The sequence below is a fragment of the Brevundimonas sp. SPF441 genome, from assembly GCF_009661015.1.
Lineage (GTDB): Bacteria > Pseudomonadota > Alphaproteobacteria > Caulobacterales > Caulobacteraceae > Brevundimonas > Brevundimonas vesicularis.
In genome coordinates this window covers 167,105-189,369 of sequence record NZ_WJWX01000002.1, presented here as the reverse complement: position 1 = coordinate 189,369, position 22,265 = coordinate 167,105, and the positions used below count along the sequence as shown (strand labels likewise).

24 protein-coding genes are annotated in these 22,265 nt (G+C 65.6%); 6 read left to right on the top strand and 18 right to left on the bottom strand.

The genetic code is table 11. The features are described 5' to 3' along the window. Positions 1 to 8: 8 nt before the first annotated feature. Positions 9 to 899 carry a histone deacetylase family protein gene (locus GGC30_RS02545; RefSeq protein WP_153922583.1) on the bottom strand — a complete coding sequence of 297 codons (891 nt, stop codon included), beginning with the start codon at positions 897 to 899 and terminating at the stop codon, positions 9 to 11. Positions 900 to 972: 73 nt separating this feature from the next. Between GGC30_RS02545 and GGC30_RS02540 the strand changes: the two genes are divergently transcribed. From GGC30_RS02540 to GGC30_RS02530, 3 genes are read left to right on the top strand one after another with little or no spacing between them, the layout of a single operon-like run. Beyond that, positions 973 to 1,500, top strand: a complete 528-nt coding sequence (locus tag GGC30_RS02540; protein WP_153922582.1) for a GNAT family N-acetyltransferase — start codon at positions 973 to 975, stop codon at positions 1,498 to 1,500. Positions 1,501 to 1,520: 20 nt separating this feature from the next. Continuing rightward, positions 1,521 to 2,699 (top strand): VWA domain-containing protein, encoded by a 1,179-nt coding sequence (locus GGC30_RS02535; protein ID WP_153922581.1) that lies wholly within the window; start codon positions 1,521 to 1,523, stop codon positions 2,697 to 2,699. A gap of 44 nt (positions 2,700 to 2,743) precedes the next feature. Further along, a complete protein-coding gene (locus GGC30_RS02530; RefSeq protein WP_153922580.1) occupies positions 2,744 to 3,241 on the top strand; it encodes a hypothetical protein in 498 nt (165 codons plus the stop codon). Between the two features lie 66 nt (positions 3,242 to 3,307). Here the strand turns inward: GGC30_RS02530 and GGC30_RS02525 are convergent, their stop codons facing one another. From GGC30_RS02525 to GGC30_RS02455, 15 genes are all read right to left on the bottom strand, one after another. Then, the gene (locus GGC30_RS02525) at positions 3,308 to 3,487 is read right to left on the bottom strand and encodes a CsbD family protein (RefSeq protein ID WP_055803844.1); all 180 of its coding nucleotides are present in this window, start codon (positions 3,485 to 3,487) and stop codon (positions 3,308 to 3,310) included. An 84-nt stretch (positions 3,488 to 3,571) separates the two neighbouring features. After that, positions 3,572 to 4,015, bottom strand: a complete 444-nt coding sequence (locus tag GGC30_RS02520) for an NUDIX domain-containing protein (protein ID WP_153922579.1) — start codon at positions 4,013 to 4,015, stop codon at positions 3,572 to 3,574. A 14-nt stretch (positions 4,016 to 4,029) separates the two neighbouring features. After that, a complete protein-coding gene (locus GGC30_RS02515) occupies positions 4,030 to 5,034 on the bottom strand; it encodes a sensor histidine kinase (RefSeq protein WP_370451844.1) in 1,005 nt (334 codons plus the stop codon). Between the two features lie 35 nt (positions 5,035 to 5,069). Further along, positions 5,070 to 5,492 (bottom strand): response regulator, encoded by a 423-nt coding sequence (locus GGC30_RS02510; RefSeq protein ID WP_231868686.1) that lies wholly within the window; start codon positions 5,490 to 5,492, stop codon positions 5,070 to 5,072. Next, a complete protein-coding gene (locus GGC30_RS02505; protein ID WP_228763550.1) occupies positions 5,489 to 7,015 on the bottom strand; it encodes a CHASE3 domain-containing protein in 1,527 nt (508 codons plus the stop codon). Before GGC30_RS02505 ends, GGC30_RS02510 begins: the two co-directional genes overlap by 4 nt. Positions 7,016 to 7,077: 62 nt before the next feature. Next, a complete protein-coding gene (flhA, locus tag GGC30_RS02500) occupies positions 7,078 to 9,174 on the bottom strand; it encodes a flagellar biosynthesis protein FlhA (protein WP_153922626.1) in 2,097 nt (698 codons plus the stop codon). A gap of 13 nt (positions 9,175 to 9,187) precedes the next feature. Continuing rightward, a complete protein-coding gene (gene bla, locus GGC30_RS02495) occupies positions 9,188 to 10,093 on the bottom strand; it encodes a class A beta-lactamase (protein WP_153922577.1) in 906 nt (301 codons plus the stop codon). 4 nt (positions 10,094 to 10,097) lie between these two features. Beyond that, the gene (locus GGC30_RS02490; protein ID WP_153922576.1) at positions 10,098 to 11,510 is read right to left on the bottom strand and encodes a sigma-54-dependent Fis family transcriptional regulator; all 1,413 of its coding nucleotides are present in this window, start codon (positions 11,508 to 11,510) and stop codon (positions 10,098 to 10,100) included. Between the two features lie 40 nt (positions 11,511 to 11,550). Beyond that, the gene (fliN, locus tag GGC30_RS02485) at positions 11,551 to 11,883 is read right to left on the bottom strand and encodes a flagellar motor switch protein FliN (RefSeq protein ID WP_039246916.1); all 333 of its coding nucleotides are present in this window, start codon (positions 11,881 to 11,883) and stop codon (positions 11,551 to 11,553) included. After that, positions 11,883 to 12,545, bottom strand: a complete 663-nt coding sequence (locus tag GGC30_RS02480) for a flagellar assembly protein FlbE (protein ID WP_153922575.1) — start codon at positions 12,543 to 12,545, stop codon at positions 11,883 to 11,885. The genes fliN and GGC30_RS02480 overlap by 1 nt, the downstream gene beginning before the upstream one ends. A 1-nt stretch (position 12,546) precedes the next feature. Beyond that, positions 12,547 to 13,581, bottom strand: a complete 1,035-nt coding sequence (gene fliG / locus GGC30_RS02475) for a flagellar motor switch protein FliG (protein WP_039246914.1) — start codon at positions 13,579 to 13,581, stop codon at positions 12,547 to 12,549. Beyond that, on the bottom strand, positions 13,581 to 15,221 hold the full coding sequence (gene fliF, locus GGC30_RS02470; protein ID WP_370451840.1) for a flagellar basal-body MS-ring/collar protein FliF: 1,641 nt from the start codon (positions 15,219 to 15,221) through the stop codon (positions 13,581 to 13,583). Before fliF ends, fliG begins: the two co-directional genes overlap by 1 nt. An 88-nt stretch (positions 15,222 to 15,309) precedes the next feature. After that, positions 15,310 to 16,329, bottom strand: a complete 1,020-nt coding sequence (locus GGC30_RS02465) for an alpha/beta fold hydrolase (protein ID WP_228763549.1) — start codon at positions 16,327 to 16,329, stop codon at positions 15,310 to 15,312. A 22-nt stretch (positions 16,330 to 16,351) separates the two neighbouring features. Further along, on the bottom strand, positions 16,352 to 16,993 hold the full coding sequence (locus GGC30_RS02460; protein WP_153922573.1) for a uracil-DNA glycosylase family protein: 642 nt from the start codon (positions 16,991 to 16,993) through the stop codon (positions 16,352 to 16,354). Further along, complete coding sequence (locus tag GGC30_RS02455) at positions 16,983 to 17,285, bottom strand: DUF3253 domain-containing protein (RefSeq protein WP_153922572.1); 303 nt, start codon at positions 17,283 to 17,285, stop codon at positions 16,983 to 16,985. The genes GGC30_RS02460 and GGC30_RS02455 overlap by 11 nt, the downstream gene beginning before the upstream one ends. Positions 17,286 to 17,332: 47 nt before the next feature. Here GGC30_RS02455 and GGC30_RS02450 point away from each other — a divergent pair, with 47 nt between their 5' ends. Continuing rightward, a complete protein-coding gene (locus GGC30_RS02450; RefSeq protein ID WP_153922571.1) occupies positions 17,333 to 17,764 on the top strand; it encodes a PaaI family thioesterase in 432 nt (143 codons plus the stop codon). A gap of 7 nt (positions 17,765 to 17,771) precedes the next feature. On the opposite strand, the gene GGC30_RS02445 is transcribed toward GGC30_RS02450, so the two are convergent. Then, positions 17,772 to 19,043: a NupC/NupG family nucleoside CNT transporter gene (locus GGC30_RS02445; protein WP_055803812.1), complete on the bottom strand. Its 1,272-nt coding sequence runs from the start codon at positions 19,041 to 19,043 to the stop codon at positions 17,772 to 17,774. 133 nt (positions 19,044 to 19,176) lie between these two features. Further along, a complete protein-coding gene (locus GGC30_RS02440) occupies positions 19,177 to 20,055 on the bottom strand; it encodes a branched-chain amino acid aminotransferase (RefSeq protein ID WP_045810405.1) in 879 nt (292 codons plus the stop codon). Between the two features lie 88 nt (positions 20,056 to 20,143). Here GGC30_RS02440 and GGC30_RS02435 point away from each other — a divergent pair, with 88 nt between their 5' ends. Next, positions 20,144 to 20,875, top strand: a complete 732-nt coding sequence (locus GGC30_RS02435) for a response regulator (protein ID WP_369796268.1) — start codon at positions 20,144 to 20,146, stop codon at positions 20,873 to 20,875. A gap of 4 nt (positions 20,876 to 20,879) precedes the next feature. Beyond that, a complete protein-coding gene (locus tag GGC30_RS02430) occupies positions 20,880 to 22,247 on the top strand; it encodes an ATP-binding protein (RefSeq protein WP_153922570.1) in 1,368 nt (455 codons plus the stop codon). Positions 22,248 to 22,265 lie beyond the last annotated feature (18 nt).

Here is a 22,265-nt window from a genome sequence, read left to right as displayed (position 1 = left end):
AAGCGTCCTCAGTCCTCCCCGAGCGCAGCGACGTGGGCGACCGCAGAGCGGCCTAGTCCTTCAAGGTCGTAACCGCCCTCAAGCGCCGACACAACCTTGCCCGAACAGGTCCGACGCGCGACCTCCAGAATCGCGCGCGTCGCCCAGGCGAAATCCTCTGCCTCCAGCGACTGATGCGCCAGCGGATCGCGCCGGTGAGCGTCGAAACCGGCCGAGATCAGGATCAGGTCCGGCCGGAACGATTCCAGCGCCGGCATCAATCCGCCGGCGAAGGTCGCGCGCCAGTTCTCGCGCGCCGCATGGGGCGCGACGGGGACGTTGACGATATTGCCGACGCCCGTCTCTGACGCCGCGCCCGTGCCGGGATACAGCGGCATCTGGTGGATGGAGGCCAGGAAGAGGCTGTCGTCGTCCTCAAACGCCGCCTGGGTCACCGCCACCCGCGCCATTTCCTCGGCCTGCGCGACCCGTGCCGCGACGGCGACGGAGGAGAAGAGGCAGAAGCCCATTGCCCGATCCGGTTCGGCATGGTGACCCGGCGGGCGCACGGCGGCGAAGGCGCGGTCCATCTCGCCCCGCGCCACGGCCCTCACCGCATCGATAGCCGCCCCGGCAGCCAGCCGCGCCGCCGGCACGCTGCCAGGTGAAAGGACGGTGTCGGCATCCAACTGAACCATGCCTGCGACCGGCGAGGCGTCCAGCAGGCGTGCGACATAAGCGGCGGGATGCACCCGCTCCAGATCCGCAACCTCGGCCTGGGTCGCGGCGCGCCGGTCGCGGGCCAGGCCTGCGTCGTCCAGAGCATCCAGCACCGCCTTCAGCCGCTCGGGACTTTCGGGATGGCCCGCGCCCGGCGTGTGGGACAGCATGGACGGATGGGTGAAGATCGGCAGAGACATTGAAGCGACGATACGACGGGCTTTCGGACTTGTCGCCCGTGACGCGCACCAAGGCGCGCGCTAGAGCCGAAGCATGACTGAGATCGCGATCCGCCCTGCCCGCCCCGAAGACGCCGCCGCCCTGGGCGCCCTGGGGCGCCAGACCTTCATCGACACCTTCGTCGAGGGGTTCGGCATCCCCTATCCGCCGGCCGATCTGAACGCGTTTCTGGACGCCAGCTTCGATCTGGAGCCGACGCTGAAGAAGTTGGCGGAGCCCGACTGCGCCTGGTGGGTGGCTGACCGAGACGGCGAGCTTCTGGCCTTCGCGAACGCCGGCCCCAATGGCCTGCCCCACCCCGAGGCCAGATCGTCACACATGGAACTGCGCCGGCTCTATGTGTCCAAGGCGGCGCAAGGTCTGGGCCTTGGAACCAGACTGCTGAAGCTGTCTCTGGACTGGATGCAAACCCATACGGACGGACCGCTGTGGATCGGCGTCTGGAGCGGCAACAACAAGGCCCAGCGCCTCTATGCCGCCTACGGCTTCGAGAAGGCGGGAGAATACGACTATCCCGTCGGCGCCTGGCGCGACCACGAGTTCATCTTGCGGCGCGGCTGATCCGGGTTCACATCCCTCCCATGCTCCTGCCCTTCTTCACCGCGCTGCGCGACGCCAAGGTTCCGGTGTCGATGAAGGAATGGCTCCATCTGATGGAGGCCATGGATCGCGACGTGGCCGGGCGCGAGGTCGAGGCCTTTTATCACCTGTCGCGCGCGGTGCTGGTCAAGGACGAGAAACACTATGATCGGTTCGATCAGGTGTTCGGGACGGTGTTCAAGGGCGTCGAGTCGGTCGGGTCGGGCGAAGACCTGACCACCGACATTCCCGAGGACTGGCTGCGGCTGCTGAATGAAAAATACCTGACCGACGAGGAGACGGCCCAGATCGAGGCGCTGGGCGGATTCGACAAGCTGATGGAGACGCTGAAGCAGCGTCTGGAGGAGCAGAAGGAGCGGCACTCCGGCGGCTCCAAATGGATCGGCACGGGCGGGACCAGCCCCTTCGGACACGGCGGCTATAACCCCGAAGGCGTTCGCATCGGCGGTCCGGCCAAGCATGGCCGGGCGGTCAAGGTCTGGGAAAAGCGCGAGTTCAAGAACCTGGACGACACGGTCGAACTGGGCACCCGCAACATCAAGGTGGCGCTGCGTCGTCTGCGCCGTTTCGCCCGACAGGGAGCGCCAGACGAACTGGATATCGACGGCACTATCGACGGCACCGCGCGTCAGGGCTGGCTGGACATTCAGATGCGGCCCGAGCGGCGCAATACGATCAAGGTGCTGCTGTTTCTCGACATCGGCGGTTCGATGGACGGTCACATCAAGCTGATTGAGGAGCTGTTCTCGGCGGCCAAGACCGAGTTCAAGAATTTGGAGTTCTTCTACTTCCACAACTGCCTCTACGAAGGCGTCTGGAAGGACAATCGCCGGCGCCACACCGAGCGTATCCCCACGTGGGATCTGCTGCACAAATACCCCGGCGACTGGCGCGCCATCTTCGTCGGCGATGCGACGATGAGCCCCTATGAGATCACCATGCCCGGCGGCTCCGTCGAGCACTGGAACGAGGAGGCCGGCGCCGTCTGGATGAAGCGGGCGCGCCAGCAGTGGGAGAAGTCGGTCTGGCTCAATCCCGTTCAGGAGCGGTACTGGGACTATACCGCGTCCGTCGGCCTGTTGCGCGAGGTGATGGAGCAGCGGATGTTCCCGCTGACGCTCGAAGGCCTCGACAAGGCAATGCGGGCCCTGACAAGGTAGGAGACGTTCAAGCGACCGCCTGCGACTTCACGAAGGGTCCGACCATGATCGCCGCCGCCTTCGCCTTGCTGATCCTCCAACAAGCTGCGCCGACCGTCGTGTGGGATGCCACCGCGCCGGAGGCGGTCGTTGAAACGCCGGCGCCGCCGCTCGAGCACAATGTGCCTGCCTGGGGCCTGGCTGATCCCTTTGGCTTCGAGCGCGCACGGTGCAGTCCGCTGGTGCGCGGCCAGACGTCCATGGCCGAATGCCAGACCGATGTGCGCGAACAACTCGCCATCGCCATGGGGTCCGACCTGCCCGAGGCTCTGCGCCCGAGCGGCATGGTCGGCGACTGCCAGATGATCCGGGCCAGCGCCGCAGGCTCGGACTATGCGGTCCAGTGCGGCCCGCAGTCTCGCACGGCGGCCGCGCCCTCCAGCCTGCGAGAAATGGATTGTCGTCCGCGTCCGGTCGAGGGCGGGTTCAGCTCTGAGTGCCGCCCGGTCGATGGAGCCGACAAGAAGGGGCTGTCGCTGACCCTGTGGGGCGACAAGGATTGATCGAAAAGAAAAGCGCCGCCCGCTTTTGCGGACAGCGCTTCGCATCTTCGCGCATTCTAGGGAAGCTTAGGCCTTGTCGCGCAGGCTGTCCTTGACGCCGCCGACAGTATTCTGGACCTTGCCTTCGACCTGATCGGCCTTGCCTTCGGCCTGCATCTTCGTGTCGCCGGTCACCTTACCGACGCCTTCTTTGATCTTGCCACCAATGTTTTTGGCGGCGCCTTCTATACGGTCATGGTCAGCCATGGAAATCTCCTAATTTTCATCGCCGCGACGTAACGTTGCGGTTCGAAAAATAAACGACTTCGCTAATGGCCTGTTCCGTAAGGCTCAGCTTGGACGACGCAGCCAGACGGCGACAGCCCAGGCGTGAGAATCGTGACGCAAGCGCGAAATGGCGAACGTCGGATCCAGCCACACCAGCGTATGATCGTCCTCGCATTTCGCATCGGGATTTTCCGCCGCCACGGTCGCTGTCCAGAAGCCGCCGACATTGTTCACCGGCTCGCGCGTGGACCGCACGAAATACTGGCTGGCCTCGGCGATGCGGTTCAGCGGCGCGACCGTCAGGCCGGTTTCCTCGACGAATTCGCGGATCAGGGCTTGGACCTCGGTTTCTTCCATATCCACGCCGCCGCCGGGAAGGTCGAAATAAGGACCGGCCTCGCGCTCGACGCGCACGCAGGCGATCAGGCCGTCGCGCTCGACGATGCCGAACGCGGTGGCGCGGTGACGATAATCCGAAGCGGGTTTGCGAACGCCGAACTGCAACATGATGAAAACCGACCCTAGAGGTCGAAAGACAACCTGGCGCGCACGCCTTTGTGGGCGCCGTCGAACTCGACCGCCGACCGCAGGCCAGACGCCATGGCGGAAATGATCTTGCCACCGAGCCCCGTGCCCTTTGGCGTTCCATCGCCCATGCCGGGGCCATCGTCCTCAACCGTCAGCATCACGCGATGGTCGCTCTCGCGGCGCAGATGGATGCGAATCTCCCCCCCCTGCCCCGGCGCATAGGCGTATTTGACCGCGTTGGTGACAAGTTCGGTGACGATGACGCCGATGGAGACGGCCTGATCGGTCGTGACCGACAAGGGCTCAGCGTCCAGCGTCAGTTTGGGCGATCCTTCATCCGGTCCGATGGACTTGGACAGTTCGTCCATCAGCCCGACCAGATATTCGTCCATCGCCACGTGGCTCATGTCGCCAGACGTGTAGAGGCGGCGGTGAACATGGGCGACGGCCTCGATGCGCGCCTGCGATTCGCGCAACGCGTCCTTCGCCCCCTGATCGGTGACGTGGCGCATCTGCAACGACATGAAGCTGGACACCAGCTGCAGCGAGTTGCCGACGCGGTGGTTCACCTCACGCAGCATCGCCTCGGCCCGATCGCGCGCCCGGCGGATTTCTTCCTGCGCCAGTTCGTTCTCGCGCTCCAGCCGACGGCGCGACAGGGCGTCCTCGAGCGCCGAGCGCAACAGGGACGTGAAGTCCTCCGAGACGTCCTTGATCACGTAGTCCGCCGCGCCCGCTCGAAGGGCCGCGACGGCGATCCGCCCATCCTGCGCACCCGTCACATAGACGACGGGCGGCGGCGCCGTCAGGGCCAGAATGTCAGGCAGGACATCCAGCCCGTCTCGCGTCGGCATATAGTGGTCCAGCGCGCAGACGTCGAACTCATCCTGCTGCAACAGCTCCAGCCCCGCATCGCCATCCGGCGCGCAGGTGACGGCGTAGCCGTGACGCCCCAGCTCCTTCTCGACCAGTCGGGACAAACCTCGATCATCGTCGATGTAGAGCAGGCGAATAGGCTTTGGCGCGTCGATCGTCAGATCTCCGGTGCCTGGATCACCGACAGGAACAGACCCAGCTGACGGATGGCGCCGGCGAAGGATTCATAATCCACCGGCTTGGTGATGTAGACGTTGCAACCCAGGTCGTAACAACGCTGGATTTCAACCTTGTCGTCCGTGGTCGTCAGCACCACGACCGGAGCCCGCTTCAGCCGGTCGTTGGCCTTCACCTTTTCCAGAATGTCCGTACCCGACATATCGGGCAGGTTGAGGTCGAGCAGGATCAGCAGCGGGCCATTGGCGAGGATTTCGTCGCTGAACAGATAGTCGAGCGCCGCACCGCCCTCATCGAAATGCTTGATCTCGTTGTTGATGTTGGCCCGGCGGATGTTCTTTTCGATCAGCTTGGCGTGGCCGTGGTCGTCTTCGACCATGATGATTTTGACGGGTTGCGTCACAGCGCGCCTCCGGGTTCAGACAAGATCAGTCGTTTGGGGAATTTCAGCAGGAAAGTCGAGCCTTTGCCCAGTTCGGACTCGACGTCGATGGTCCCGCCCAGTCTACGCACGCTGTTTCTGACGAACGCCAGCCCCAGACCTTCGCCGGAACGGTCCTGTTTTCCCGAGCGGCGGAACAGCTCGAAGATCCGCTCATGGTCACGCGGGGCGATGCCCCGGCCGTTGTCGGCGACCCGGTAGACGACCCAGCCGCCCGGCACGTCTTCGCCCGACACGACAATTTCGCCCGGCCGGTCGTGATCCAGATATTTGACGGCGTTGTCGATCAGATTGCCGACGATCTGCTCCATCGAAATACGGTCGCTTTCGATCTCGGGCAGCGACTGCACATTGATGCGTGCGCCCGAGGCTTCGGTCTGGTGATGGACGCTGTTGGCGATGTTCTGGGCCATCGTCGTCATGTCGAGCGGTTCTGGAAGCAGGTTGCGGCGACCTTCGCGCGACAGCTTCAGGATGGCGTTGATCAGCCGGTCCATCTTCTCGGTCGAGGCGCGGATAAAGCCGATGGCCTCGGGCATTTCCTCGCGGACGGCTGTGACGATCTCGGGATCGACCACGCGCGTCTTTTCCGCCTCGTAGATCGCCTTGTCGACGATCTTGCCCGCCTGCTCCAGTTCTGAGGTGTAGCCCATCACGTTGACCAGCGGCGCGCGCAGGTCGTGGCTGACGATATAGGCGAAGCGCTGGATTTCCTCGTTGGCGCGCATCAGGTCGCCGGTGCGCTCGCGGACCTTGTCCTCCAGGCTCGCGTTGGCGGCGTCCAGGGTCGCGCGGGCGGACTGGATCTCGGCCACGTAACGCCGCACCAGCCAGGCCGACAGCAGAGCCAGAACGAGGACCAGAAGCCCCGCGATGGCGTTCATCGTGACGGTCAGGAAGCCAAAACGCTCCGAGGCCCGGCGTCGGCTGTCGATCCTGTCGGACTTCAGCTTGTCGAACTTCTCGATGGCGGCTCGGAGCTCGTCCATATACTGCTTGCCTTCGCCAGACCGCACGGCCTGGATCGACTGCCCGATCCGACCCTGCCGCGCCAAGGCGACGGTGCGCTCCATCTCGTCCCATTTCTTGTCACCCAGACGGTGAATGGGTTCGACGGTGTCTTTTAGCGTCGGATCGAGGGCTGCGCCCTCATCCAGAAACGCCAGAGCGGGCTCCATGTCGGCCCTGGAGTCACGATAGGGCTGTAGAAAATCGCTTCGTCCCGTCAGCAAAAAACCGCGTTGCGACGTTTCGGCGTTCAGGCTCGCAATGAGAACCGTGCGCGCGGCGCGCCGCATCTGCTGAGCATGCTCGATGGTCTTGTTCAATGCGACAGTGCGCTGGATCATCACGAAGGTCGTCGCATTGACCACGATCAGCAGTCCGAACGCCAGGATCAGCATGGCCGAGATCGACCGGGCCAACGACGGCGTACGCATGAAGTCGCGCAGGCGCGACCATTGGGATCGGGGGTTCGGACTCATGACGGCGGAGCTTTAGCGGGGTGCGTCGCCGCGTCAAACGTCAAACTGCCAAGTCGGCGGGATCAGACCTGGCCAAGGGTCCGCAACCGAGCCTTGGGATGGATCTCGTTCTGGCTCATCACGACGGTCTGGCCGCGGAAGCGTTCGATGATCGAGCGCACATAGGGCCGCGTCATCGGGCCGGTGAGCAGCACCGGGTTCTCGCCCGTCATGGCGATCCGCTCGAAGGTGTCGCGAACGGCGCGGATGAAGTCCTGAAGGCGCGACGGCGCCATCGCCAGCTGCTTGTCCTCGCCATTGCCGATCAGGCTTTCGGCGAAGGCGTTTTCCCATTCCGGCGACAGCGTTACGATGGGCAGGGCCCCTTCGCCGTCCTTGTTCTGCCAGCACAGTTGGCGGCCCAGGCGCGCGCGAACGTGTTCGACCAGGGTGGTGACGCTGGAACTGTGCGGCGCAGCCTCGGCAAGGCCTTCCAGGATCGCCGGGAGGTCGCGGATCGACACCTTCTCGCGCAGAAGCGACTGCAGCACCCGCTGCAGCGTCGTGACGGTGACCACGCTGGGCACCAGTTCCTCGACCAGCTTCTTCTCTTCGGCGCCGAGTTCCTTCAGCAGCTTCTGCACCTCCGCATAGGACAGCAGATCGGCCATATTGTCTTTCAGGATCTCGGTCAGGTGCGTCGTCAGGACCGTCGACGGATCGACAAGCGTATAGCCCCGGAACGTCGCCTCCTCGCGCAGACCTTCCTCGATCCAGGTCGCCGGCAAACCAAAGGCGGGTTCGCGCATATGCTCGCCCGGAAGTTCGACCTGGCGCCCCGCCGGATCCATCGCCATCAGGTGGCCCAGCCGCACCTCGCCCGCGCCCGTCTCCATCTCCTTGATGCGGATGGCGTAGCCTTGGGTCGGCAGGCGCATGTTGTCGAGGATGCGCACCTGGGGAATGACGAAACCGTATTCCTGGGCCAGCGACCGCCGCAGGGCGCGAATCTGATCGGTCAGCCGGCGTCCTTCAAGATCGTTGATCAGGCTGAGAAGCGAATAGCCGAGTTCGATCTTCACCTCGTCGATGGTGAGCACATTGGCGATCGGCTCTTCGACGTCTTCCTTGGGTTTTGCCGCCGCCGCCGCCGCCGCGATCTCCGCCTCTGTCGGCTGAGGCTTCAGGCGATTGCGGCCCAGCCGCCAGGCCATGAAGCCCGAGCCGATGGCCAGGGCCGCGAACGGGATCAGCGGCATGCCGGGGATCAGGCCGATCAGACCGGCGGCGCCCGAGACCACGCCCAGCGACACCGGATTGGTCGCCAGCTGGGTGACCATCGCCTTGTCCGCCGTGCCTTCGACGCCCGCCTTGGACACCAGGAAGCCGGCGGCGATCGAGATGATGATGGCTGGCACCTGCGTCACCAGACCGTCGCCGATGGTCAGCTGGACATAGGTGTTGGCGGCCTCCATCGCCGGCATGCCGTGTTGCAGCGTGCCGATCAGTATGCCGCCGATGGCGTTGATGAAGGTGATGATCAGACCCGCGACGGCGTCGCCGCGTACGAACTTGGAGGCGCCGTCCATGGCGCCGAAGAAGGTCGATTCCTGCTCCAGCTCCTTGCGGCGCAGCTTGGCCTGGTCCTCGGTGATCAGGCCCGAGGACAGATCAGCGTCGATGGCCATCTGCTTGCCCGGCATGGAGTCCAGGGTGAAGCGGGCGGACACTTCAGCGATCCGGGTCGAGCCCTTGGTGATGACGACGAAGTTCACCACCAGAATGATCGCAAAGATGATCACCCCGATGATGAAGTTGCCGCCCATCATCAGCTGGCCGAAGGCGTTGATGACCTGACCCGCCGCATCGTGACCTTCCTGGCCGTGGGTCAGGATCAGGCGCGTGGAGGCCAGGTTCAGACCGAGACGGAACAGGGTCGAGACCAGCAACACCGTCGGGAAGATGGCGAAGTCCAAAGGCCGCTTCATCATCACGGCGGTCATCAGGATCAGCACGCTGGACACCAGCGAGAAGGCCAGCAGCAGATCCAGCAGGAACTTGGGCACCGGCAGGATCAGCAGCATGATCACGCCGATCACGCCCACCGCCATCAGGACTTCGCCGCGGTTCAACCATCCGATCACGTCGCGTCCCGTCGGGCGCGCCATGCCGTCCTTCATCAGGATCGGCGCATCAGCCACGACCCAAGACCTTCAGTGCGCGACGAGTCGCCTCGGCGATCACGGCCGCATTCGCGTCGTCCGACGTCGCCCGGGTGGCGTGGTAATAGGCGGCGACGATCACAGGTTGGCCGTTCGGCGGATACAGCAGGCCGATGTCATTGGTCGGCCCATAGCCCCCCGTCCCCGTCTTGTGCGCCACCCGCCAATTGGCGGGCGTCCCATCCCTAAGACGATTCTGACCCGTGGGCGTATCGGTCATCCACTGCAGCAACAGGGCGCGCGACGCCGCCGTCAAGGGCGAGGCCGGATCGAGAAAAAGACGTTGGAGGTTGGCGACCGACTGGTTGGGAAGGATCGTATCCTTGTCGCCGTCCAGACGATTCATCTCCGGCTCGAAACGGTCCGAGCGGGTGCTGCCGTCGCCGATGCCGCGATAGAAGGTCTGCATCGCCGACGGGCCGCCCATGGCCTTCAGCAACAGATTGGCGGCGGGGTTGTCGCTGACCTCCACCGCGCCCTTTATCAACTGCTCGATCGTCAGGCTGGCGCCAACGGCGCGCTCGGTCACCGGAGCGTGGTTGATCATGTCCGCCGTCGTGATCGGAATGCGACGATCCAAGCGCTCTTGCCCGGCCTGCACCCGCAACAGGGTTGCGGCGGCCAGATACATCTTGAAGGTCGAGCAATAGACGAAGCGTTCGTCGCCGCGCCAAACCAGCTTACGCCCTGTCGCCGCGTCCTGAACGACGAAGCCGAGACGGCCGCCATTGCGCGCTTCCAGGTCGGCCAGGTCAATAGCCTCGTCTGACAGACGGGCGGGCGCGACAGGGTGTGATTCCGCGCGCGGCGAACAGCCGACCGCGCTCAAGGCGGCCAGCCCCGTCAGGACGCATCGGCGCTCCACGGGTGCGCGCATGGGTTCAGGCCGCGTAGCCCGAGGCGGAGACGCCGCTCATCGGCGCCGGAATGGCCGTGCCTTCGTCGGCGTATTCGTTCAGCTTGTTGCGCAGGGTGCGGATCGAGATGCCCAGGATGTTGGCCGCATGGGTGCGATTGCCCAGGCAGTGGGTCAGGGTGTCCAGGATCAGCGTCTTTTCCATCGCCGCCACGGTCTGGCCCACGAAGCTGCGGGTCACGGCGTCGGCTGCCTGGGCGGCGCGGGCGGCCACCCCGGCTTGCGGCGCCGCATAGGCCTGTCCCGCCATCATGCCCGCGCCCATGCCGCCCAGCGGCTGACCGTCCGGCAGACGGATGGCGTCGACGTCGATCTCGGGGCCGGTCGCCAGCAGCACTGCGCGGTGCATGGCGTTTTCCAGCTCGCGGACGTTGCCCGGCCAGCGATGGGCCGAAATGGCCTGACGCGCGGCGGCCGAGATCGGACGCACCGGCACGCCGTTGGCGGCGGCGTATTTCTTGATGAAGTGGTCGGCCAGAACCACGATGTCGCCGGGCCGCTCGCGCAAGGACGGCAGGCGCAGGTTCACCACGTTCAGGCGATACAGCAGGTCCTCACGGAAGGTGCCTTCCGCCACGGCTTTGGCCAGATCGCGGTTCGAGGTGGCGATGATGCGGATATTGACCGAAACCGGCTTGGACCCGCCGACGCGGTCGATGACGCGCTCCTGGATGGCGCGCAGCAGCTTGGCCTGAAGCCGGGCGTCCATCTCGGAGATTTCGTCCAGCAGAAGCGTGCCGCCGTCGGCCTCTTCGAACTTGCCGATGCGGCGCGCGACCGCGCCGGTGAAGGCGCCCTTCTCGTGTCCGAACAGTTCGGATTCCAGCAGATTGTCGGGAATGGCGGCGCAGTTGACGCTGATGAAGGGGCGTTCCGACCGGCGCGAGTGCTCGTGCAGATAGCGCGCCATCACCTCCTTGCCGACGCCGCTTTCGCCGGTGATCAGGATCGAGGCTTCCGAGCGCGCGACCTGGTCGGCCAGTTGCAGCACCGCCTTCATCGACGGGTCGGCCGAGATCATCGGCTTTTCGTCGTCGGCGACAGCCGACAGGACGGCGGCGATCAGTTCGGCGTCGGGCGGAAGCGGAATGAACTCCTTGGCGCCGGCCTTGATGGCGGCGGCCGCCTCTCGCGCATCGGCGTCGACGCCGAAGGCCACGACCGGAATGGTGATCCGCTCGGCCTCGTTGGCGGCGATCAGGGCGGCGATGTCCAACTGATAGTCGACCATCAGCAAGTCGGCGCCCTGCCCCCGGCGCAGTTGTTCGGTCGCCTGGTCGGCGCGCTCGACGTGATTGACCTTGGCGCCGTGCGCCATGGCCATCTTCACCGCCGAAGCGAGCTGGCCGCTCAGTCTGCCTACCACCAGAAGACGCATCGTTCTTCTCCTCTAATCCCTGTTTCGAGCGCGTCGCCGATCAGGCGCCGCTATCCTCGGTCTTGATGATTTCCGTCATGGTCACACCCAGCCGGTCGTCGACGACGACGACCTCGCCGCGCGCGATCAGGCGGTTGTTGACGAAGATGTCGATCGCCTCGCCGACCTTGCGGTCCAGCTCCAGCACCGAGCCCTTGTTCAGCTTCAGCAGCTGGGCCACCGACATGTGCGACTTGCCCAGAACCGCCGAGATGTTGACCGGCACGTCGAAGACGGTGGCCAGGTCGGCGGCGCTCTTTTCGCCGCTGTCGTCCAGGGGCGGCAGGCCCGAAAGGCCGGAGAATTCCTCCAGCGCCAGGTCGTCGGATGCCATCAGAACATGCTCCTGTCGACGGGAAGGGTTTCGGCGTGTCCGGCCTCGGCGGCCAGGGCGGCGGTCAGGGCCTCAGCGACGCGGTCGGCCGAGCCTTGCGGATCGTGATCAGCGCGCCCGTCGGCCCATTCCAGCTGGAACGCGGCCTGGGCCATGCCCGGTTCTTCGCGGAAGGCGACCACGCCGGTGAATCCGCTGTCGGCGCAGGCGCGCTCGATCAGGCCGCGCGCCTCGTCATCCAGGCCCGAGGCGCGAACGACTAGACGCGGCGAGGCGTCGATTTCCTGCGCCAACAGTTCCAAAGCGGCTTTCAGCGGCGCACGCGGAAACTGGTCCAGAGCGGCCCCTGCGATGGTGCGCGCAGCAGCCAGGGCCAGGTCAGCGGCCTGTTCGCGGTGCGCCTGGGCCACAGCCTTCAGGGTCGGCATAGCCGATGCGACAGCCTGGGCGATATTGCTCAGGGCCATGGCGCGGATGTTCTCGACCTCGGCGAGGGCCTGTTCGCGCGCTTCCAGACGCCCCTGGGCGACCAGGGCCTCGACCTCGGCCGGCAGATAGGAGCGCTTGGCCGGCGTCCAGGCGCCGGGGCGCACGACCGTGCCGTCCGCGTCGAACTCGGTGTCGAAGGCGAAGAGGCGTCGGATTTCCGGGGACTGGGTCATATCAGTAGATCAACTCGTCGTCAGCGCCCTGACCGGCCAGCATGATGTCGCCCTTGGCGGCCAGATCCTTGGCGACCTGGACCATGGCCATCTGGGCGGCGTCCACGTCCTTCAGACGCACCGGCCCCATCGACTCCATGTCTTCGCGCATGATCTTGGACGCGCGCTCGGACATGTTGGAGAAGAACATCTCGCGCAGCCCTTCCGACGCGCCCTTCATCGCCAGGCCCAGCGAATCCTTGTCCACGGCGCGCAGCAGGGTCTGCACCCCGCCCGGGTCCAGCTTGGACAGGTCTTCGAAGACGAACATCAGGGCGCGGATGCGTTCGGCTGACTCTCGATTGCGCTCTTCCAGGGCGCCGATGAAGCGGGCCTCGGTCTGACGGTCGAAGCTGTTGAAGATGTCGGCCATCATTTCGTGGCTGTCGCGCTTGGAGGTCCGCGCCAGGTTCGACATGAACTCGGTGCGCAGCGTCGCCTCGATCTTGTCCAGAATCTCGCGCTGAACGGGCTCCATGCGCAGCATCCGCTGGACGCATTCCAGGGCGAAGTCTTCCGGCAGGCTGGTCAGGACGCGCGCGGCGTGGTCCGAGCGCACCTTGGACAGGATCACGGCGACGGTCTGGGGGTATTCGTTCTTCAGATAGTTGGCGAGAACGGCCTCGTTCACATTGCCCAGCTTGTCCCACATGGTGCGACCGGCCGGCCCCCGGATCTCCTCCATCAGGCCATCGACGCGATCCTTGGGCAGGAAGGCGGCCAGCAGCTTTTGCGTCTGCTCGTAGCTCCCCATAACCGAGCCCGAACCGGACAGGCCCGAGACGAACTCGATCATCAGGGCCTCGACGGCCTCGGCGCTGACGTTGCCCAGGGTCGCCATGGCCTGGGAGATTTCCTTGACCTCGTCGTCGTCCAGCCGCTCCCACAGGGCGGTATGCTCTTCGCCCAGCGCCAGCAGGATGACGGCGGCCTTCTCCGGTCCCGACAGCTTGTTGGGATCGTCGATCGAGGCTTTCTTGTTGACCAGCTTCGCCATCAGCCTTCGGCCACCCAGGTCCGCAGGATGCCGGCCGCGTCATCGGGATGCGACTGAACGAAGTCGGCGACCTTCTTGACCGACGACGCCTTCACCTGACCCTCGATGCGGGCGATGTCGATCTTCTGTTCCATCTCGCTGGGCGCCGGCAGCTGAACCAGCTGAGGTTGGCCGTCCGGGCCGATCACCGTGGTCGCCACGGTGGTGACCGGCACGCCGTTGGCGCCCGCCAGCGCCGGCAGATTGGCCCCGCCACCGGCGGCCGTCTTCAGCAGAGGACGCAGCACGAAGAAGATCAGCAGCAGGGCGACGACCGTCAGAATGCCCAGCTCGACGAAACGCATGATGTCGTTCTTGGAGAAGTCCAGCAGCGACGACTTGCCGTCCAGACCACCCTCGATGCCCGTGTCGTGATTGAAGCGGACGTTGATGACCTCGATCTTGTCGCCGCGCGTCTCGTCGATGCCGGCGGCGGCGGCGACCAGCGACTTGATCTGGGCGATCTCCTCGGCCGTGCGGGGCGCATAGGTCGGCTCGCCCTTGCCGTCCTTGGCCGGCGTCCACTTGCCGTCCACCGCGACGGCGACGGCCAGCTTCTTGACCTCGCCCGGCTCCTTGGTCGTGGTCGTGGTGGTCTTGGAGATTTCGTAGTTGGTCGTCTCGCCGTTTTCCGAGTTGGTCGAACCGGCCGGCGTCGCGCCGGGTGCAGCCCCGCCGGGGATGTTGTTCGTCGCGGTCACGCCGCCGTCGGGCTGGGCGCTGTTGTCTGCGGATTGCGAGCCGTTGGTCGTGGTCGAGCGGACGACCTGACCGTCGGGATCGAACTTTTCTTCCTGTGTCGTGGCGCGGCTCTGGTCGATGTCGGCCGTGACCTGGACGCGGGCGGCGCCGGCGCCGACGACGCCTTCGACGATGTCCTTGATGCGCGCTTGAAGCTGGCTCTCGGTATTGCCTTTGGCCTCGGCGGCGGACGCCGAGGTGAAGGTTCCGTCGTCGCTGCCGGCCGCCAGGGTTCGGTTCGTCTGGTCCGCCACGGTGACGCGATCGGGCTTCAGGTTCGGCACGGACGAGGCCACCAGGTTGCGGATCGCCCGCACCTGGTCGCTGGTCAGGTCACGCCCGCCCAGCCCCACCAGAACGGCGGCGGTCGGTTCGCCGGCGGCCGAGGTGAACATCTCGCGGCGCGGCATGGTGATGTGGACGCGGGCGGCCGTGATGCCGCGCATGGACATGATGGTGCGCGACAGTTCGCCCTGCAGGGCGCGCTGCTCGTTCAGCTGCTGCTGAAACTCGGTCTGGCCCAGCACCGACTGGCTGTCGAACAGCTCGTAACCGACCGATCCGGACGTGACCAAACCCTTGCCCGCGACCAGCATCCGCGCCGTGCCGACCTCGTCGCGGTTGACCATGATGGTCGAGCCGTCGCCCTTGGACGAATATTTGATGCCGGCCTGATCCAGGGCGGCGCTGATCTCGCTGGCCTCGCGCAGATCCAGGTTGGAATAAAGCAGGGCGTCCGGCGCCTGGCCCATGCGCAGCATGACGGCGACCAGCACGGCGGCCACGCCTGCGGCGACGCCGAGGACCGCAGCCAGACGGCCGATCCCGAACTTCTGCAACGCCGCTGTGAAGCCGCCCACGCGTCCCCGCCCCCTACTCGCGGGAGACACGAACGCCCCGCTAGGCAGAAAATGCCGCCTGGATGGTAAACGTCGCGTTAAGACCCGCTTAAGGGCGCGCCCCGCCCGCCTGAAGCTGCGGCAAAACCGCCGGCGCACCGGACGGCAGAGGGGCTTTCGGGTCTCTCAACCACGAGACGACGTCGCGATAGACGATCTCGGCGTCCAGATCGCGGTTCAGCAGATGCCAGCCGTTCGGATACCAGGCGGTCCGCAGCGTCCCGCCCTCCCGCTCGGTCCGCTCAAGCGCCGCCTTCATCGGTCCCTTCTTCACCACCTCGTCGTGGGCGCCATACATCAGGATGGCGTCGCCCCGGATGCGGCCCAGGCTGCGCGACGAGGCCTCCATCAGATCGACCAGCCCATAGACGGTGTCGAACCGGGTCGCGAGGATGCTCATCGGATCGCGCCCGTTGCGGATCAGCTCCAACGTATTCGAAGAGGCGTGGATGTCGCGCGTGATGAACTCCGGCGGCTCCAGCGCCACGTCGCCCAGCGCTCGAGCTGCGATGTTCAGCGCCGTGCTGTTCAACGGTCCTTGCGTCGACCAGCCCCATACGCCGGGCGCCAGCAGCACGATCCGGTCCGCATCCGGCGGATTGTCGGAGCCGAACGCCGCCGCCGTCACCGACCCGCCCATACTCTCGCCCACCACAGCGATGACGGCATTGGGATAGCGGGCCCGCGCCATCGCGGTGATCTCGCGCAGATCATCCGTCATCCGCTGCTGCCCGGCCCATTCGCCCCGCCCCGGCGCCCCGCCGAAGCCACGCTGGTCGTAGGACCAGGTCTCGATCCCCTGCTCGGCCCACCAGGGGCCGGCCAGACGGAAGCTGGCGTCGTGGTCGTTCATGCCGTGCAGAGCCACGATCACCGCCCAAGGCGCCCCATCCTTTGGCCCCCAATGCAGATACGGCAGGCGCGCGCCGTCCGACATGACCAGCGCCCGATCCTCGACATGGGCGCCGACAAAGCCCGGCGGCGGCGTCAACGGCGGCTGAATGTGGGGTGCGGCGCAGGCCGACAGAATGAGCGCGGCGGTCAGCGGCATAAGTCTGGAGGCGATCAAGGCCATGTGTCCCAAGCAGCGCTCACGATACCACCGGCAATTCGTTCTCGCTGGAGCGAACGGCCGCCGGATTTGCAGAAGTCAGAATGCGCCGAACGCGTTCCCGCAGATAGGGAAGCACCTCCGCCTCAAACCACGGATTCTTCTTCAGCCAGGCCGTATTGCGCCAAGACGGATGCGGCAACACCAGCAGATCCGGCGCATACTCCCGCCACGCTCGGACCGTTTCGGTCATGGTCCGCTTGGAGTCATCGCCCAGCGCCCACGCCTGGGCATAGCCGCCGACCAGCAGGGTCAGCTCCATCTGCGGCAGGGCGTCCAGCAACTGCGGTCGCCACAGTTCCGCACAGCGTGTCGGCGGTGGATAGTCGCCGCCTTTCGGCGCGGTGCCCGGATAGCAAAAGGCCTGGGCCGCCACCCCGATGCGCGGGTCGGCGTAGAAGGTCTCATAGTCCACGCCCATCCAGTCACGAAGACGATCGCCTGAAGGATCCGTGAACGGGAGGCCGCTCTCGTGGACGCGTCGTCCCGGCGCCTGGCCGCAGATCAGCAGCCGCGTCTCGGGAAAGACCCGCACTACCGGGCGCGGCGTGTGCGGCAGGACGCCCGCGCAGGCGCGGCAGGCGCGGATGTCGCTCAGGATCTCGTCGAGATCAGTCGTCATCGCCCTCGACGACCGGCGGACGGCGACTCAACGCCAGGGCCGTTTCTTCCTCGGTCGCCTGACGCAGGCGTGTGACGCCTCGGAAGTTATCCGGATCGACCGCCTTGCCCTTCTTGGTGATGGTCAGCTTGCCCTGGCGCATCAGGCCCAAAGCGGTCGCGCGAACCTTAGGCAGCATGCGCTGCCACTGCTCGGGCTGTAGCTCTTTGGCCACTTCCGCCGGCTCAATGCTCTTGCCGGCCTCAAGCGCGGCGATTTTGTTCAGGATTGCGGTTTCGATCGGGTCGCTCATTGCGCCTATATGCTGCAACGCACGCCCATAAGTAAGGCCGAGTCTGCATGCCCAAGAAAATCACCATCAGCGAAGGCGAGTTCGCCGGCTGGCAGACCTACGATCTGCACGACACCTTCGACACGGTGGTCGGCCCCTTCTACGGCAAGCCGGACCCCGACGGGCACATGCGCTGCGCCTTCCGCGCCGAGCAGAAGCATATGAACGCCGGCGGGCGGATGCACGGCGGCTGTCTGATGACCTTCGCCGACATCGCCATGTTCCAGATCGCCTATCAGGAAATGGAAGGCGCCTCCGGCGTCACGGTCCAGCTGGACTCCACCTTCATCGACGGCGGATATGTCGGCGAACTGATCGAAGCCACCGGCCAGGTCACCAAGGCTGGCAAGAGCCTGATCTTCGTGCGGGGCCAGATCAATACCGGCGAGCGCCTGCTGATGACCTTCTCCGGCGTCATCCGCAAGTTCACGCCGCGCTGAGCGTGTCCTAGCCGAAGACAACGCTGGGCATAGCGCCGACGATGGCCGCGGTCATCAAGGTGGCTAAAAAGCCGGCGAAAAGGCCCTTCCAGACCATGCCCAGCACCTCCTCACGGCGTTCGGGCATCAGGACAGACAGGCCGGTGACGGTGATGCCGACCGAGCCGATATTGGCGAAGCCGCATAGGGCGTAGGTCATCAGCATCCGCGTGCGCTCGGTCATGTCTGCGGCCGGCACCTTGCCCAGGTCGATGAAGGCGACGAACTCGGTCAGGGTCAGTTTCACGCCCAGCAGCCAGCCGGCGACATCGGCGTCCTTCCACTCGACCCCGATCAGCCAGGCGACCGGCGCGAAGATCCAGCCCAGCATCCGCTCGACGGTCAGGGGCGCATCGAACACGACGAACCCGCCCAGCATGACGTTGACCAAAGCGACCAAGGCCACGAACACGATCAGCACGGCCGAGATATTCAACACGACCATCAGGCCGTCGGATGTGCCTTTGACGATGGCGTCGATGGCGCTGTCGTACTTCAGCGCCGAGTCATAGTCGGCGACCGCGCCGCCCATCCCCTCTTTCTCGGGAATGATGATCCGCGCCAGCAGCACGCCGGCCGGCGCCGAAACGATCGAGGCCACCAGCACGTGGCCTGCCGCATTGGGCAGCACCGGCGACAGGATCGTCGCATAGGCCACCATGGTCGAACCGGCGACCGTCGCCAGGCCCACCACCATCATCAGGAAGATCTCGGACCGCGTCAGCTTATCCAGATAGGCGCGGATCACGATCGGGCTTTCGATCATGCCTAGGAAGATGTTGGCCGCGACCGCCAGGGCCGACGCGCCGCCCAAACCCATCGTTTTCTGGAACAGAAAGCCGAAGCCCAGCGTGATCCACTTCAGAATCTTCCAGTGCCACAGCAGGGCCGACAGGGCGGAAATCACCAGGATCAGCGGCAGAACCTGGAAGGCGAAGGTGAAAAGCGCGCCCTGGTTCGAGACCGTATAGGGTTGGTCCCCGCCGGCCAGATAGCCGAAGACGAACTTGGTCCCCTCGGTCGTCGCGACCGCCAGACCATCCACCGCGCCGGTCACCGCCGCCAGCACCGCCTGCGAGCCCGGAATGGCGAACAGGGCCAACACCAGCCCCGCCTGCACCAGGATCGCGCCGATGGTCAGCCGCCAGGGGAAGGCCTTGCGGTTTTCCGAGATCGCCCAGCAGACCGCGACGATGACGACCAGACCCAGAAGGCTCTGGAGGTTCAGGAGGCTGAACATGGAAAACGATCCCCGCACCCGGCGCGCCTGCCGGTCTTTATTCGCTTCAAGGACAAAGTGACGCGGCTGGCAAGCGAAACGAAAAAGGGCGGCCCCTTAAGGGACCGCCCTCATCCTGTCGTCGCGCCCCGGCTTACAGTTGGCCGCGCACCAGCTTGCCGTAGTGATCCATCAGATCCAGCGACAGCGCGCCGGGGGTGAAGCGATATTCGCCCACCTCGGCGACCGGGGTCACCTCGACGGCCGTGCCGGTCAGGAAGCATTCGGTGAAGTCCGAAAGCTCTTCCGGCTTGATCTCACGCACCACGACCTCGATGCCCTTCTCACGAGCGATCTCGATCACGGTCTGGCGGGTGATGCCGTCCAGGATGTGCTCGACGTTCGGCGTATGGATGACGCCGTCCTTGACAAAGAAGACGTTGGCGCCGGTCGCCTCGGCAACATAGCCGCGCCAGTCCAGCATCAGGGCGTCGGCGAAACCGCGACGCTCGGCGGCGTTTTTGGACATGGTGCAGATCATGTACAGACCCGCCGCCTTGGCCGTCGTCGGGGCTGTCGCAGGATCGGGACGACGCCACTTGGACCATTCCAGACGCAGGCCGCGCGCCTTGACCTCCGGGTCAAAATAGCTGGGCCAGTCCCACACGGCGATGGCCAGGTGCACCTTGTTGTTCAGGGCCGAAACGCTGGTCTGTTCCGGGCCGAGGTAGGCGACGGGACGCACATAGCAGTCCGTCAGACCGTTCTTGGCGCAGGTTTCCTTACAGAAGGCGTCGATTTCAGCGACGCTGTAGGGTATCTCGAAATCGAGCAGGTTGGCGGACCGCTTCAGGCGCTCGGAATGTTGCGTCAGCTTGAAGATTTCGCCGCCGTACATACGCTCACCCTCAAAGACCGACGAGCCATAGTGAAGGGCATGGGTCAGAACGTGCGTTTTCGCTTCCCTCCAGGGGACGAAATCGCCATTCACCCAGATGAAGCCGTCACGATCGTCGAAAGGAACGAAGGCCATTGAAATACGTCTCCCGCGAAACTGACGGTCTTAGAGCCGCACGAATCGCTCAGGTCAACGCCGCAAGCGGGGGAAACGTCGCATGAGCATGACGGAATCGCGCTCGCATGGCCGCTCAGGCCCCATCGCCGGCCCCGGCGTCGGCCGCCATCTGCTGATTGTCGATGACGACGATCGCATCCGCGAACTGCTGAAGGAATTCCTGGCGCGCGAAGGCTATCGCGTGACGGGCGCCGCGCACGCGGCCGCCGCCAAGCGGATGATGGAGCTGATCGAGTTCGATCTGGTCGTGCTGGACGTCATGATGCCGGGCGAAAGCGGCCTGGACCTGACCAGCTGGGTCCGCAACAAGGCCGAACTGTCCAAGACGCCGGTCCTGCTGCTGACCGCGCGCGGAGACGCCGAGGATCGGATCGAGGGTCTGTCGCGCGGCGCCGATGACTACATGTCCAAGCCCTTCGAGCCGCGCGAACTGGTGCTGCGGATCGACGCCATCCTGCGTCGCACCGGCGGCAAGCCGATCGGTCCCAAGGAGATCAAGCTGGGCACCGCCGTCTTCGATATGGAGCGGCTGGAGCTGAGCCGTGACGGCGCGCCCCAGCGTCTGACCGAGGCCGAAGCCCAGTTGCTCAAGACCCTGGCGCTTCATGCCCATGCTCCGGTCGAGCGGATGAGTCTGTCGCCCGACACCGCCGACATCACCGGCCGCGCCGTGGACGTCCAGGTGACGCGCCTGCGCCGCAAGCTGGAAGTCGATCCCAAGAACCCGCGCTATCTCCAGACGGTGCGCGGCGTCGGCTATATGCTGGCTCCCGACTGAGCCGATGCGGCTTCTGCCCGCCTATCTGTGGCCGCGCTTTCTGAAGCGGCGCCTGCCGACCTCGCTATGGGGCCGGTCGCTGCTGATTATCGTCCTGCCGGTGCTGGTCATGCAGATGGCGGTGACGTGGGTCTTCTTCGACGCTCACTGGCAGACGGTGACCGCGCGCCTGTCCGAAGGCTTGGCCGGCGACATCGCCTGGGCCGTCGAGAGCTATGAGGACGACCCCAGCCCGGCGAACCTGGACAAGCTGGCCAATCGCGCCGAGCGGTCCATGTCCCTGTCCATCGTGCTTCAGGACGGGCGCACCCTTCCGACGGAAGAGCGCCGCGGCGCCATCGGCGTGGTGGACCGGGTGCTGGACAAGGCCTTAGATGCGCGTCTGGACCGCCCCTACTGGTTCGACACCACCCGCTATCCCGCCTACGTCGACATCCAGGTGCAGGAGCCGCAAGGGGTGCTGCGCATCATCGCCCCACGCGAGCGCGCGGTGGCGACGCAGGCTCATATCTTCGTCTTGTGGTTGGCGGTGGCGACCGTTCTGTTGATGGGCGTGGCCATCCTGTTCATCCGCAATCAGGTCCGCGCCATCGAGCGTCTGGCCGACGCAGCAGAAGCCTTCGGGCGCGGCGAAACCGTGCCACGGTTCAAGCCGCATGGCGCGCGCGAGGTCCGCGCCGCCGCCGTGGCCTTCATGGCCATGCGCGACCGCATCCAACGCCACATCGATCAACGCACCGCCCTGCTCGCCTCGGTCAGCCACGACCTGCGCACGCCCCTGACCCGTCTGCGTCTCGAACTGGCGTTGGCGCCACCGTTCAAGCGCCAGTCCGCCATGCGCGGCGACCTGGACGAGATGGAACACATGATCGACGAATACCTCGACTTCGCCCGTGGCGAGGCGGGCGAACCGCCGAAGCCTGTCTCGATCTCCGACCTGCTGAACGCCGCCGGCGAGGATGCAAAACGCGCCGGCGCCGAGGTCGAAGTTGTCGTGGCTGATGGCCTGACCGCCTCCGTTCGCCCCCTCGCCTTCAAGCGCGCCCTGGTGAACCTGGCCGGCAACGCCGCCTCGCACGGCGAACATGTGTGGCTGTCGGGCCGCGCCCTGGCGTCCGGCGGGCTGGAGATCATCGTCGAGGACGACGGACCCGGCATTCCCGAAGCCATGTACGACGAGGCCTTCCGGCCCTTCTCGCGCCTGGACGACTCCCGCAACCAGAACCGCAAGGGCGTCGGTCTGGGCTTGGCCATCGCGCGCGACGTGGCGCGCGGCCACGGGGGCGACGTCACCCTGGATCGTAGCGAACTGGGCGGATTGAAAGCGACCATCCGCATCCCCGGCGCGGTCACCGTGGCTGAATCCGCCTAAGGCTTTAAAGCTTTCGTC